The organism is Arthrospira sp. PCC 9901 (assembly GCF_059013425.1).
Map to the genome: position 1 here is coordinate 339,762 of NZ_CP102296.1, position 15,483 is coordinate 355,244.

General features: G+C 41.4%; 9 protein-coding genes. All 9 read right to left on the reverse strand.

Translation table 11 applies throughout. From position 1 onward, the window contains the following. Window positions 1–39: 39 nt before the first annotated feature. Window positions 40–2,352, reverse strand: coding sequence for a type III-A CRISPR-associated protein Cas10/Csm1 (gene cas10, locus NLZ44_RS01695; RefSeq protein ID WP_273247323.1), 2,313 nt, complete (start codon window positions 2,350–2,352; stop codon window positions 40–42). A gap of 544 nt (window positions 2,353–2,896) precedes the next feature. Beyond that, window positions 2,897–3,070 carry a hypothetical protein gene (locus NLZ44_RS01700; RefSeq protein ID WP_006624604.1) on the reverse strand — a complete coding sequence of 58 codons (174 nt, stop codon included), beginning with the start codon at window positions 3,068–3,070 and terminating at the stop codon, window positions 2,897–2,899. Between the two features lie 173 nt (window positions 3,071–3,243). Next, complete coding sequence (locus NLZ44_RS01705; RefSeq protein ID WP_111891150.1) at window positions 3,244–3,987, reverse strand: macro domain-containing protein; 744 nt, start codon at window positions 3,985–3,987, stop codon at window positions 3,244–3,246. Between the two features lie 9 nt (window positions 3,988–3,996). Then, window positions 3,997–5,229: a DarT ssDNA thymidine ADP-ribosyltransferase family protein gene (locus NLZ44_RS01710; protein WP_439516995.1), complete on the reverse strand. Its 1,233-nt coding sequence runs from the start codon at window positions 5,227–5,229 to the stop codon at window positions 3,997–3,999. 39 nt (window positions 5,230–5,268) lie between these two features. Beyond that, complete coding sequence (locus NLZ44_RS01715) at window positions 5,269–7,209, reverse strand: nuclease-related domain-containing DEAD/DEAH box helicase (RefSeq protein ID WP_439516994.1); 1,941 nt, start codon at window positions 7,207–7,209, stop codon at window positions 5,269–5,271. A gap of 477 nt (window positions 7,210–7,686) precedes the next feature. Beyond that, a complete protein-coding gene (locus tag NLZ44_RS01720; protein WP_006624599.1) occupies window positions 7,687–8,037 on the reverse strand; it encodes a hypothetical protein in 351 nt (116 codons plus the stop codon). A gap of 189 nt (window positions 8,038–8,226) precedes the next feature. Next, window positions 8,227–8,358, reverse strand: coding sequence for a hypothetical protein (locus tag NLZ44_RS01725; RefSeq protein ID WP_006624597.1), 132 nt, complete (start codon window positions 8,356–8,358; stop codon window positions 8,227–8,229). A 183-nt stretch (window positions 8,359–8,541) separates the two neighbouring features. Beyond that, window positions 8,542–9,030 (reverse strand): hypothetical protein, encoded by a 489-nt coding sequence (locus tag NLZ44_RS01730; RefSeq protein ID WP_493751676.1) that lies wholly within the window; start codon window positions 9,028–9,030, stop codon window positions 8,542–8,544. An 82-nt stretch (window positions 9,031–9,112) separates the two neighbouring features. After that, a complete protein-coding gene (locus NLZ44_RS01735) occupies window positions 9,113–15,271 on the reverse strand; it encodes a translocation/assembly module TamB domain-containing protein (protein ID WP_493751677.1) in 6,159 nt (2,052 codons plus the stop codon). Window positions 15,272–15,483: the final 212 nt, after the last annotated feature.

Genomic DNA, 15,483 nt, shown 5'->3' on the forward strand with positions numbered 1-15,483 from the left:
TTATATGAGCAGGGTCTGACTGAGAATGCGGGCGGGGTTTTATTCACTGTTAATTGAAGAACGGTTAAGCATCTCTAGCCAGGTGGCGATCGCTCGAAAGTAGGGAGCATTATAGGGGTTTTTCAGAGAAGTACGAATTGGTTCAAAATTAGGATGATTACGAACATGATCTGGTAGCCTGGCTAAAGTATAAGCAATTTTGGGCAGGTGCAGGAAGTAACGGACATCCCACTGATACTCCTGGGGTTTGCTGGCAGCTTCTTTTATCATTTTATCCTGAAGTTCTGCTGTTGCCAATAGATTCCTTATAAAACTTCGAGAATAGTTTATTTCTAGGGATGGATGCAATTGTTTAACAAATGGCAACACTCCCCAAAGACTCGGTGATATTTCGTTAGCAAGATAAGTTTGCAATTCCTTCGGTTTGAGGAAATTATGCGGACTCCGTGGCATATTTGGCAAATTTTTTAATTCAGTTCCCAACCACTCATCCCATTTAAATACACTCCCAAATAATCCCAAGCTGTCCCGACCATTTGCTTTAGCTTGATCTTCTGCTTGTCCAGATTCCTCTGCTGCTTGGTAGAGAGGAAATTTAGCAACTGATAAGCTAATACCGCCAGAAAGGCTGATGTCTGGGTGATGCCCAGTATAAGCGCGAAAACATTGATAAACATCAAAAGCAAATTCCACAACTTCATGCCATGCGCCACTCACAAATAAATCATCTCCTCCAGCATAAATAAATACTAAATTTTGGCGTTCTCCAGTTAGTCTCTGAAACACTGTATTATGTAAATTTTCCTGACGAAATTGAGCCAGACTATTCAAATAAACTTTAAAAAAATAACTCATTTGGCGCGATAATCCAGCTAACCGAGGTAAGGTTTGATCATTTCCTAAACCTTTGGCAAAAATCTGCCCTAATTTGTCTACATCCATTCGCAAATAACCAACTCTGGGAATACAACCGTCTTTTTTAGCCAGATCTGCCATTTCATTGGCTGTCATTGTTCCATATTCTTCCTGACTATTTTGAGCATAGTTGCCGAGTAATAAAGAAACTGAGTTGCCATTTTGATAGTCGGCAACTTTCCAATTATTTACCAAAAAAACAGTTTCCGATTCTTCTAAATTTTTAACTTGCTGCTTTCCCCGAAATAAGTGATAATATATACTCTGTCCTGGTAACTTAATCTGCAAGCTATCTAAGGCTTTGGCAATACTATCGCGAACCGGCGATCGCACGATCGCATCTACCCTAAAAAGTTCACTTCCTAGGCGAAACATCTGCCGACAAGTCGGACAAGCTAAAACTGAATCGGCTTCTTGATGGTTAAGCGGTTTTAAGTTTTCCTCATCATCTCGATGGCAAACCCGACAAGGTTCATAGGTTTCCTGAATCGCTAAGAAATTATCCAAATGATGATCGAATTTGCGAGCTTTTTGGAGAGCTAAGTTTTGAGTAATGGTTGCCCATTGTTGGGCAAATTTAGCCGTTCCAATTTCCTCGATATCAAAATTTTGAGTTCCCAGACTTAAAAATACTTTGCCTTGAAATTCATCAATCAGCCATTCATTGAAAGCATCTCGTATGGGTTCAACTAAATTTTCATTATTATTCTGTTCTGGAGCTAATAAATATAAATTGCCGCCGCCAACATAAATAATATTAGTCCGAGGTATATTTAATTTATTTAGCAGTTGTTGGGCTACTTCTTCCGTCACTAATTCCAGATAAAAACTTCTAGCTCTTAGTGATTTCAAGGCTCCGTCAGATGAAATGGTATAGATAAAGTCTTGAATTCCAGACAAATCACCCGCTATTAAGCTAATCTTTGATGCTTGATAATCATTTGATAAAATCGCGGCGATCGCCGCAGTTGATTTGACCAAATCATAAAAAGCTACATTTTCAAATCCTAATGATAAACAGGAGCCAAACTTTTCTAAAAGCAAGGTTAATAGTGACAAGTTTTCCCAATCTTCTAGCCTTAAATTAGCGATAGTTTCTCTAATTTTTTGTTGCAAAAAATTAATTTGTTCGGCTTGAACTGGTTCATTTGTAGGATAAGGAATTGTAGGGTTGCTATCCTCAATGGCGATAGCGGGTACATAATGCTGATGAGATTGTGGCTGTGATAGATTCACCGCATCAAACAAAAGGTGTAAGGGTTGAATCTGGCTAGTCTCTGTCCAAGATAACAATTGTTTTGCTCTAGCGATCGCCGGATTCTCTTCTGGGACATTAAAATTGGGGGGCCATTTGGCTTGTGCCCAATTTGCTAAATGCCAAACTGCCTCTCTAATTACCTGTAGAGCTATTATATTTGGGGCTGTAGAATTAACCATATCTCAATCGTGAAACTTAGTAAAACTTAACTGTATATTGCTGAAAATACAAAGCATGAAAGGAAGCGCGATCGCATCTCCTTTGACTACTAAAATCTAAAATCGCCCCTCCTGCGGCGAAAGTTCTAAAAAAGGGTGCTACAAAATGTGGGTCAGTAGAATCTATAACCCTTACAGTGAGGCACTTTTGCGATTTTGAACTTAATGCTTAAACGCCTAATGTTATCTCCTTATTATTAAACACAAATCTACTTTTTGACTGTAAACTTTTCTAAACGTGATCCTCCCATTTCAGTGATCCTCAGTTAGAGATGGCCATCCGGTGGGCTGATCATCTATCTACCTATCAGGGACAACCACTAAATTTACGCAAATTTAGAAAAATTTAATTGAGCAATTGCCTCTAATGTCAGTGTAGAAGCCATTTACAGGGGCGATCGCCGCCACTTGGGGGGGCCCGTTTGATTGGAGATGTTCAGAAATACCCAACCCTTTCAGTATAACCCTTGCTGGAAGTACCCCCTTCCATAATTATCATGCTGCGTCAGTTTCCCCACCAGAATTTAAATATACTCAGGGGGAGACCCAAGAAATGACCAGTTTTGTGGTAGCAGCGATCGCCCTTAATTTCCACGCTGAGAGCAATTGACTCCCTCTCCCGGTCTTCCTTGGGTCTGCTGACAGTTTCCAGAAGAAATGCCAAATTTGATAGGCCCATTTATATTTTAGGTGGCGATCGCCTGTGGGTGGTTGACTATAGTAGTCTATTTACCATGGGGATGGGGTAGAAATGGGGTGATGGAAAGATCGAAACAGCCAAACCCCTGATAGACAATAGAATAGAAAGTGTTACAATCAGCCCAGTCCTAACAAGAAAAGAATTTGCTGTGATTAAAATGGAAATTGTAGTTGCGTAGGTTTTATTTCACTGTCTCCATCAGGTGAACGTCTGTCATAGTGTAGGTTCTTAGTCGTCTCAGATTGAGATTTTGAGTACAATAACTTAAAAATACATTCATAAGTTTTTTTGCCGACTCCAGGAATTTTTTGCAACTGCCGAAAACGTTTGATTGGCAAAGCATAATTTATTTTATCGACAATATTGCTGCGAATTTTTAACTGAGAAACCCAGAACTGATTATTTTTGTTATTCAGCATCTCAACCATCAAACCTTCTATTCCACTAGCATGGGACTCTCGATCTAAACAAATGTAAACATCTATGTCAAGATCACTTAAATATTTTTCCATAACTTCTCGAACATCATTCCAATTTAACCCCCCTCTATCACAACCCAGCTTCGGAAATGCAATTGATTCAATTTTGGCTCTTTCATAATTGTTAACAAAGTAAGTTAATCCTTGTTCTATCCATTCTAGTTGTGAAGGATACTTCCAATGATTTTTGGTTGCAAAATTCATAATCCAAGGCGATCCATAACCTCGATAGATGTAAGGACGATCGACCCTAACTTGTTTTTGCTTACATCGCTTGAGATAGTCTTCATACATATCCGGATAGCGAAGTTGAAATTCTAAAGCCAAACCTGCTCCCATCACCCCTACACAATTAACTGTATTGACAATAGTTTGTGATTCCACGTTAAACACTGTTGTATCTGTGTACTTAATCATCTGCAACTCTCAAAAATATAGAGAACTCTTGACTTCTACTGATATGTTAACACCATCAGGGATAAGCTGTCGAACTGTTGAGATTTGAAGCTGCGAGCTACAGAAGATTTTAAGAATGCTTTGCACATTTACTCGGTTAGGTACTAACATCTCTGCACACATAATTCTTTTACACCTTTGTTTTCTTGCCAAATCTTCATAATTCCATGAAGATGCTTTTATAATTTCCCAAGGTAACTGTTCTAGCATAGCGATGTCATTATAAACATTTGTAGCAACCGCTGCCACATTTCCATCAGAAAACCATGTTCCTTCTTCTAAAATTAACATCGGATCGATGGCCAGCATGACAATCTGATTCTGAAGCTCCCGTCTTTTATAGAGCATGGTATTTCTAGGATTAAAATAAAAGGGAACATAACCATGCCATTCCTTTCTCCACTCTTGAGCTTCTTCCATAGAAATATCTGTTTGTATGAATCCCCCCTCATGAGATTGATTGTGAGAAAGTAAGCCATTTTTTAAAATCGAATTTAAGTTGGCAACATGGGTCATGTGATACAAATATTTAATTCCCAATTTATTCAGATACTCTCTTGCTAATTGTTTTTTTAAATAAGGATGATCGGGAATAAAATGTCTAATGCTTTCAGCTAATTCTAGATCAATTGTATGACTTGCAGAGTCAAAAATATAAATAATTTCTTCTCTCAATTCTTCGGATATTTGTGCATTAACATCAGCAGGAAGTATTTTTTGACATAGCTGTAGATGTTTATCTGTAGGCAAAGAATCTCTAAAACTTCTTAACTCTGGAGAAAACAACAACTCTGGGGAGAGCAATTCTATCAAAATTAATTGCTGCTTATGATTGAGACTGTTAATTTTTTTGATAACTTTACCTGTGATTTTATCGGCTGATACTGTAGATAAGTATTGATTAATAATCGGCTGCCATATTTCTGGGTCTTGATGCTCAAAACAAGCTTCGAGTACATTGGGATCAGTCTCTTCTGATAATTTAAGTAATTCTAAATTTTTAGCTTGTTCTCGATGGTTATGGAAGCCCAAACCAAATTTGACAAGTTTCCCCTCAACTAAATTACTACATTCACATTTGACTTGACTTCTGTGGACATATAAATCAGGTTCACCTTGTCGTTCAATAAAACCATAGTTATTTTCAACTCCTCTTTTAGCATTAAAACCACCAAACCATTTGATTTTTCCTACTTGTACCATTTGAATACCCTCCTAAGCAATCATCTAATTTTTAGCAAATTATAAATAAATAAAATCAAATTTTTGGTCGTTTTTTAACTCTCTAATTAACGCATTTTCTTGACAAGTAAACAACTTCAATAATTCTTGAGCGCGAGTCATGGATACATAAAGCTGGCGACGGGCAAGAATACTACCATCATTACTATCAGAGCATTGTGAAAAATCTTCCATCCAAATAATAAAAACTGCTTTGAACTCTAAACCTAAAGATGACAAACTAGAAATTAATCGAATTCCTGGACGACTTTGGCTATAATTTTTCTTGCTTTTCTGATCTTTGCTAACCCAATAAAATAAAACATTGGCTTGGCTGAGGCATTGTTGAAACATATTCATCTGTTTTTTATTAGATTGACGGTGAATGACAGCTATATCTTCTGGTTGATAATTTCCAGAGTTTAATATTTTTTTTATTTGCTCTGTCACCACTTGTTCTTGAGTTCGAGAAGAACCAGTAACATAAACCTCTGGACGAGTACCTAAGCGTTGAGCTTGACTGGGAAGAACGATAGGAAAAGTAATGTCATCAGTTTCTGAGACTTTATCTTCAGGCACAGAATGGTTAAGCATTGTCCATGCTGCTGATAGAATTTCTTGAGTATTACGATAATTTTTGTCTAAATCAAATCGCTTGCTAATGGTGCGACCTTGAGCTTGAATTCCAACTTCTTTCCATGTAAAATTATCTCGCTTATAAAGACTTTGACTCCCGTCTGCAACAATCATTAAATCTCCATTTTCTGGATCTTTCAATGCTTGAACACAACAGCGAAACCAAATTGGCACAAAGGTATGAGCTTCATCTACTAAAATTGCATCCCATTTTCGACTCTCTTTTTGTGAAAGAGCTTTCAAAGTCTCTTGACCTACATATTCATCATAATTGGTTCCAGATTGACTAACTAAGGATTTTCCAGTTACAATTTTTGCCCATTCATGAAAGTTCTCTACTATGATTCTATTCTGTTGATCGGCGGCTACTGAATTTTTTATAACCGATCGCAAGTAAGATGCCAGACTAACGTTAAAACAGACAATTAAAACTTGAGCATGGGGATTATTGTTAATAATCAGTTTTGCACGAGCCAATAGCAGCAAAGTTTTTCCAGAACCGGAGACCCCGAAGAAAATCCGGTGTCCTTCTCCAATTCTGCGCGCCAAGTTCTCTTGTTTTGCATCTAGAGTTTTCAGAATTTTGTCGTCAGGTAAAGGATAAAAATTTCCTCTAACACTGGTGGTTTTAGCTGGCTCATCTCTAATCACCATTTCGGGATTGAGAACGCCTTTAATTGTACTAATCTGATCTGATGTTAGTGGCTCAAAACTGAAATCAGCTTTTGTAAACATTTGGCGCAAGCGATCGCACAAATTTTCCGTCGATAAGTTTTTCCAATTTAAAAACTCATCTCGATAGACAGCCTGGGGATAAGGAAGAATCTTATCTAAATCAGTCTCGGCGGCTTTTTTATGGTTGATGTTTGAAATGATGACACCCAAGCCTATCGGAAATGACAGTTTTCCTTTATACTGACCTTCCTGCTGTTGGAGAATTCGATATTTAGGCAACTCGTTAAGTAATTTATCTAGATAATCATTCGCCTGTCGTAAAGGTGATTTTTGCCTAGTTACACTTTTTACATCATCTTTGACAGAAACAATTTGAAAAGTATTAGTATCTGCTTGCCTAATTTGATTAGAATACCAGCCTTTTACTTCTATGACTAACAGCCCTAAATTTGCTCCTAAAATAATAAAGTCGGGACGATGACTGTTCAGCATGGGCTCATACCAAACATAAAAGTTATGATCTAGCCGATCACACAATATTTGATAAAGGTCTTTTTCCCCTTTACTCGCTTTGGCTGGAACAGGAGATGGAATCATAGTGGCCATTTTATTTTTATCCTCTAGTTGACTTGATTTGTTTTTTTGATTCAATGCAATGCTTTTTCGGCTCTGACCTCGAAATCAAAACGCCATAACCCTTGGCTTCAAAGTTGATCGCAGTATTGAATCCCTGAGCGATCAATGTCAAAGACGGTCAATTCATCCGGCTTATATCTGATTATCTAACACGGCTAAACTCCTGACTGTAAATTTTTCTAAATCAAGGCATCGGAGAGCGATCGCACTCCCTATCGAAATCAAACCACTGACAGTCAGCCGAAATGCCCAATTTTAGCCCAATTCCGATCGCGTTTTTCTATGGGTTCTCAGTACAAGGTATGAATGGCGATCGCGCCATCGCGATTTAGGACTCGTCCCTGGGTGAATGTCGCCAGTGCCGGAATTGAAATCAGTTAGTTTTTACACCTCGAAAATCTCTCAAACGGGAAATGATGCGATCGTCTAAACAGAAGATCGCACTACATCTTCTGGTCTAAACTTTCAACGTTCCTGTCCAGTCTTGGCATCTTAGGATTTGGTTTCAGTTTTATCTTTCATTATTTGGGACAGGACACCCGCGAGTACAGAACCAGAAGTTAATCCCGCAAAAACGCCTATTCCTCCGTACATTAATTGTCGCTCTAATGTGGCTCTCGAGTCCAAAACTGAACGGGTGCGGAAGCTTTGACCCGAATACATTTCTCGATTTCTCATTTCATTACAAATTAGGTCGCCAAATGGCTGACAATTTCGATAAAAGCCTCGACCTCGAGAGGGTTCATACAGCGTGTAGGAAACCGGGGAAGCGAAAAATGTGCCAATAATTCCTCCGGCTATTGAGGAAATGGCAACTATGACGAATGTTTTTTTACTGCTCATGTTGTTGGCTGGGTATGAGTTGGGTCGAGTTGGTGGAATACATCGATCGCCTTACCTCCCGGTGTAAGCAACCGAAACCGCCTCCAAAAAGTGCGATCGCACTCCCTATCGAAATCAAACCGCTGACAGTTCCACCTCGATTTAGGGTGCTATCTACCTATCAGCGACAACCACTAAATTTACGCAAATTTAGAAAAATTTAATTGAGCAATTGCCTCTAATGTCAGTGTAGAAGCCATTTACAGGGGCGATCGCCGCCACTTGGGGGGGCTTGTCCGATTGGAGATGTTCAGAAATACTCAACCCTTTCAGTATAACCATCGCTGGAAGTACCCCCTTCCATAATTATCATGCTGCGTCAGTTTCCCCACCAGAATTTAAATATGCTCAGGGGGAGACCATAGCGAATTATAGAGATTTACCGGATTAATACTACTGTAAACCTATAAAAATCGATTTTATTTGGATTATCAACGATTATTTAAATACCTGAATTAATGCTGGTTATAGTTGATGTTTGGCAATGTTAGGTACTTCGGTAATTACCACATTAATCGGAACCAATCGCCCCACCGTGGTATAATAGCTATTACCCACATTGGTGGTAGTTGACCTTTCGCGGAAACGGTTAATATTCTCAAGAAACCAGTGGCGGGTTGCTGGCATAGGCAATTGGTAAAGCAGACGGGGAGTCACGAAGTAGTAAAACACCCAATCTGCCTCTGTGTAGAGAAAACAGCCGGGTGTATTGCGTTCCTTATTACTGTGAGTCTCCCAAAAGAAATTACCAGTTTTGTGGTAGCGATCGCCCTTAATTTCCACTTGATAGGATCCGGTTTGAGTTATCCAAATCAAATCAACATCAACCCTTTGATATTGCGGGTTATCTTCCACATTTTCAATAGCCACAGTTTCCGGCAGACCAGATAACCAGCCTTCGATATCTCTGGTGGCTTGTTTAGCCACTTGCAGGGATTGATTCATGTTATACATAGTTGACTCCTCCTGAAAAACTGTCGTGTTGCTGTTGATGAATTATTGCCATTAGCCAAATTCAGCCCTGTTCAAACCCCGACTAAAATCGTGTTTCATACTCAAACCTAATCTCACTTTCATTGCCAAAATTCGTAGCCCCCCGCAAAAGCAAGCGGTCATTAACCCGATAGTTGAGATTAAATTGAGTAGGCTGGTTCGCCGCCAGAACCCGACTCACCGAAACCGACACATCATTAGTAACATCCAAACCCACCTCTAGCCCCAAACCCAAAGCCGTCGAACCCGAACGTTCCTGGGACTGAGACACCCGCGCCGGATAAATGCGAAATTCAGTCAACCCAGTAGCATCAAGAACACTCTGTTGAATCTCATTAAACAGTCCCGCACTAGCAATATTTGCCAAAACTAAAGTCGTATCCCCCGTTACTCCCTCGATCGCACTACCTCCTAACAAAGCTAACAGTTGAATTTCCGATCGCGGTGGTGAACTGCGTAACTCCAGAATATCGTTAATCTCAGAAGCCGGACCCTGAGCCAAAGCAGTTACCCTAATAGTGCGTACCGTACCAAATTGAGAAGCCCTAGGTACTTCCATAAGTTCCGTTTCAAAAGCAGAAGTTGAAGCCACAGCCGGAGTCGTTTCCGATACCCTAGTCACCAGTCGCACATCTAAAATCGGGTCAAGTCCATTATCAGGAACAAAAGTAGCCCGTTGAGGATAACCCCGGTCTAACTGAAATCGACTGGTGTACAAATTCACCGCACCTCCCGTCAATTCAATAGTTCCCTGGGGGCGAAGACTCTCCAAACTATCTAAATCTCCATTAACTATAATTGTGCCATTGGCGTTAAAATTCAGCACAGGGGCATCAAAAATAGGCGTAATAGAAGCCGATCGCACTTGAATATGCTCTCCCAAAGTCAACATAAAATTATTCAAGCTCACCTCTAGCGGTCCAGTATTTAGCAGTTCTCGATTATCTCCGTTATCCGTAGCCGGGGGTTGGTCTGCTTCCGGTAAAGTTACAGCCCCATCAAACAACACCACCTGACCACCAATTCCCGGTTGCAAAGCCGTCCCACCAATCACAATTTCTCCCGCCGCTTTTCCCTGATACAATAGGGCTAAATTTAACTTTAAATTTTCCAGAACCATTTTCAGGGGCGAGTCAATATCTGGATCTTCCGGTCTCATTGGTTCAAAAATTGGCAATACCCCATCGATAACAACCTTTCCCGTCCCAGCGTCTCCCAATAATTCCCCTTCCATACCCTTAACCCGCAGGCGATTTCTCAGGAAAGTTGCTGTTCCCGATAAACCCGTAATCGAACTGTTATTACTAGCCAGCCTCAACACCACATCTTCCAGCTTCAACACCCCATCAGGTTCTATGAGAATATTCTTAATTGAGCCATCATCAGCCTGTTCTAGCACTCCTCGCGCCCGCATTTGTACAAAACCCTGTCCCTCAACCCAACTCACTTCTGGATTGAGTAAATTAATAATCTTGAATCCCTCATTCAGCATTTCCACCTCAGCGCTGACCAGATTACTTTCTGGTCTCACCTTAGCAAAGGGTAATCTAAAGGGTACTGATGCACGATATTCTATAGGATCTTGTTCCGTAACTAACACCGTTCCACCTAGGTTAAACCGGGCGTTATTATAGTTAAAACTACCCCGCGCCTCTTTCAGGGGTTCATCATTAAATAAGCCTTCAAGTACCGTAAATTCCCCGGAGGCTTGGGGATTATCTAAACTCCCGGCGAACAAAGCGCGCAGGTTTAATTGTCCACTCAAAGCAATATTGGGGATGTCATAAAATTCTTCTATGGTTTCTAAGCGGAAATTCTTAACCCGCAACTGACCCGAAGGTATTTGCTCATCTAAATCTAGTTGTCCCTGAAACCCCACCAATGTCTCACCGTAACGCACTCTCAACGGTAACACCCGGACTATATTATCCTCGAAACTTGCCTCTAATCCTAACTCATCAATTCGGTACTCGCCCCATGTCCAGTCAGCACCATTTATGTCCGCAGTGGCGGTTAAATTGGCTGGGGAACCGCTTATTTTGATTTCGGCATCAAATTTGGCATTTACTTGCTCTAGGGGCGGAAATGGCGAAGCATTCTCCTTCTGTTTGATTTCCCATTGTTCCAATAGGGCGTTAATTTCTGCCCAACGTTGTAGCTGTTGGTGGAGGGTCGCTGTCTCAGATAATCCTACGGCCACGGTTTCTAGGTCGGCTGCGGTGCCACGTTGGGGTTGCTGGAGACCGTTGGCGATATCACTTAACTGGAACCATTCTAAGGCGGTAAATATATCTTGTAGTCTACCTTGGGGAACCCTGATATCAGCTTGAAATTGGGGTTCTTCCTGGGAGTGGGGAACCTGGGCTATAATAGCACCTAGGTTGGCTTGTCCTACTATGAAAACTTGGGTTTCTCCTAGGCGAAGTTCCCCGTCATTAAAGCTAAATTGACCACGGCTAAGGTTTAGTTGAGTAATGGTGAAGCTATCGGCTTCTATATGACCTAAACTGGGGTTTTGGACGCTAATTTCACCAGTTGCGCCTATTTGATTGATGTCTAAACTGGCGAGATTAGTAATGTTTAATATTGCGGCTAAGTCCCCTCCTAAATTACCATAACCTTCTGCTACTATGGGGTATATTCCTAATTGGTCTATGGGGAAATCTTCTAGGGTTATTTGTAGCTGGTTTAGGCTGGGGGTGGTTCCTTTGGCGATCGCATTTCCTCGCTGTACTAAAAATGCAGTCGGTAAAAAGCGATCGTCTAATACTAACTCGATTTTGTCCTGTTGACCTGATAAGGCTAAGGTGACACCGCCGCCACCTAGTCCTGCTGTTAAAGTTCCGGTCATTACTGGGTCAAATATGAGAGACCGCAGGCTAAAATTTTCTAACCTGACATCACCCTGTAAATTTAAGGCAGAAATAGCACCTTTTAACTGACCAGCAAAACTCACATTACCCGCCAAAGGTGGCACTTCTCCCCGTAGTATTTCTGAGGGAAGGTTGGCTAATAGGGGTTCTACTAAAGGCGAGTTTAAATCAAAGTTAGATACCCGTAAATTTAGATCGACATTGGCTAAACTGGGAACCCCACTTCCACTAAATTCTAGCGCTAATAAACCGTTAGCACCAAATTGGGGAGTTTCGGCTTGGTCAATGTTTACTTGTCCGTTTTTCAGTCTCGCTATGGCTTCAAAGGGTTGACGAATTATTGGTAATTCTGTCAGTCTTAGTTGGCTGGTGGCTTCCAGGGTGGCGGGGTTGAATTCGGTGACTGAACCTCTAGCATTTAATTCGGTATCTAACAACCCTCGCAATAAGGGCATATTTTGGGCTTGGTTAAGTAATCCCGTCGGTCTGAGGGCGGTTTCGATTCCGGTGAGATTTTCGACTAATGGTGAAAAGCGATTTAAGGCAATGCGATCGCCTATTATATTAGCATTCCAGTCACCTGCTTGAGTCCTACCTGTGGCTTTTATTATGCCATCTCTCCCTAAGTTTAACTGTCCGTCTAAACTAATGGTTAGCGCTTCTGGAGTCATGCTGGCTAGGTTTCCACTAAACCGGGTTTCCCCTTGTAGTTGTGGGTTGTCTAGGTCTAAGTTCCGAATTTCTGCTACTACATTTGCGGGTAAATTCGCTAAAGGTAGCCCTAAGTTGATTAGGGGATTTAAAGGCAGATTATTACTGATGATAGTTCCCTCAAAGTCTCCCGCCTCAATTTCGCCTCTGGCGGTGATTTCTCCCCCTAATTGGGGAAGGTTAACTAATCCATTCACACTACCTTTAATCTGATTAAGATTATTCAGATTTCCTCCGGCTATCATGACTCCATTTAGGCGACTGTTTCTTAACTCTGGCGATCGCCTCAATGTTTCCCTAGTTTCCGGTGGTAAATTCCCCAAATTGCTGGCTACATTTAACCAGGGATTAACATGGATACTATTCGCCTCCAACTCCAAGTTAAATACCCCATTCGCTAGGCGAGTTTCTCGGAAAGATATCACCCCTCCCATATTGCCTAAATTGATGTCGCCGATAGCATTAGCCGTGATGTTATTGGGGTCAAAATTATTTAAGTCCGCCGACACAACTCCTCTACTTTGCACGGTTCCATTGCTGAAATCTAGGGTTTGCAGTTGGATAAGAGTTTCTGGCGGTAAATTTATTAGGGGTAGTCCGATACCTATTATTTGCTGTAAATTCAGGCGATTTGCCAGAAAATCTGCCCCCAATTTTCCACCTATTAAGCTGAAATCACTGTTGATTTCTCCATTAGCGATCGTTAGGTTAAAATTGCCCTTGGCGATGATGTCGTTTAGGTTCAGTTTATCTAGTTGACCTGTGATGGTCGTGTCTAGGTTTAATTTATCTTGTCTCAGGTCAATTTGTCCGATAATTAACTGCACCTCTGGGGGTAGGTTGGCGAGGGGTAATCCTAATTTGACTAGGGGATCTAAGCCTAATTCATTGGCGTTCAGGGTGGCTATCCAATTATTATTATCCGCCAGTTGCACATTCGCATTTACTATACCCTCGGCTATCGCTATATTCGCGGTTAACTGATTTTTGGTGATTTGACTAGAACCCAAAATCGGCAAGGTTCCATTGGCGAGATTAAAGTTAATATCCCCTTGGAGGTTATCTAGGGAACCTGAAACTTTAGCCGTCGCGAACATATCCCCTAATCTAGTATTATTCGGAAGTTCATATAGACTGGCGATCGCATCTAAATATAGACTGTCAATATCTAGGGTAAATTCTACCGTTGGCTGTAAAACAAATTCCTCTGGTGATTCTGTCGTCAATGTGGCGGCGCGAAGTAACTCCGTCAGTCCCGTTAATTGCATACTACCAGCGCCGCTAATTTCTCCCCCGCTTATGGGTTTAATCCTTAAATTGTTAATGCTGATACTTGGGTCGGCTACTAAATTAAACTGCTGATCTAGTTCTGGGGTGATGGCTATTTCCGTGGAAATTTCGCTAAAAATTACCCGATCTATTTGGGTTGCTTCTGTGGTGGCGATCGCTATTTCTAGCTGAGGCTGTTGTAGGTTTCCCGTCAAGTTAATATCAGCCGTAACTTCCCCCGCGACCTGAACTGGTAAAACCAGAGTTTCCCCTAATTCTCGATCCGCCGTTTCTAATAACGTCGCCAAAGTAACAGGGAGCAAATTTGCCTGTAAATCGAATTCCGTTTGTAACAAGTCAAATTCTGCATTAGTTCTGATTGTCCCTCCGCTCGTTACTCCTAAATCACCCCAAGCTATTTCTAGGGTCTCCACAGTCGCCTCTGTCTCCTCAAACCCCAAATTAGCATTGGTGATCGTCACCGGTTCCGAAAGGGTTGCTAAAATGGCTTGTACTTCCCTAAGTTGCAGATTTCCCCAAATACCAGTCGGCTGAAAATTCGCCAATTTTACCCTTAATTGGGCATCCGCTTCTCCCTCGCCTAAAATTATACCGGGGGTATTGACTAATAATCCTAATTGTGGTAAATTAAGACCATTAGCTGTGATAGTGGTATCGAAATCTCCAGCAGATAAAATACCATCCGCTCTAACCTGTATGTTCCCGCCTCGGTGAAACTCACCTGTGAGGTGGGTTCTGATGCGATCGTTCTGGTCACTGATATCTAAAATAAGGCGATCGACATTGAGGGCGATCGGGTCTTCTGTCACCTCAGCCGTCAGCAGAGTTTGAGGCATGAGTTTAACATTAGCATTCTCAATGGTAATAGAGCCAATTTCCACATCCACAGGACTTTCATCCCCCGGCGCTATCTCAGTCCTAATCCAATTTCCGAGTTCGTCTTGTTCAAGATAAACTTGGGGATTGATCACCCGTAAATTTAAGCCGACAGTTGGCGTTAATAGTGATATAATGGAAATGCTGGCTTCGATCGCTTCAAGTGAGGCGGTATTGGGATCAGTATCTGTGGGAGGAATCACAGACCGTCCAAAACGAACACTAATAATCCCAAAGCGTTCAACAGGTCCGACTTCTACAGGTCTATCGAGAGTCCCCTCTAAGGCTGTAGCGATGGTAGAGGCTAAACGGTAATGTATAAACCAGCTTACACCACCAGCGATCGTCACAGAAGTAAGACCTAAGCCAACACTTCCCCAAATAAGCCAACGCCGCCAACGTTTGACCGACCTTGGGTTGTCTTCTGGGTCTGGTAATGGGGTATGGATCATGTTTCTCAATCTGCGTGATTTAACGGAAGTCCTTATCCAGAAAGGGTAGCTTATCACAGCCTAACTGGAGTGTATAAATTTTCCGGGGTTAGACCCTCGTTAACCCCACTCTCGGCCATAATTTCTCGTCCTACCCCCATAATTGCAACATTTCGACAGATTAAAACAACACAAAAATATAAAAACTTTGTGAAATTTCCGTGCTTAGATAA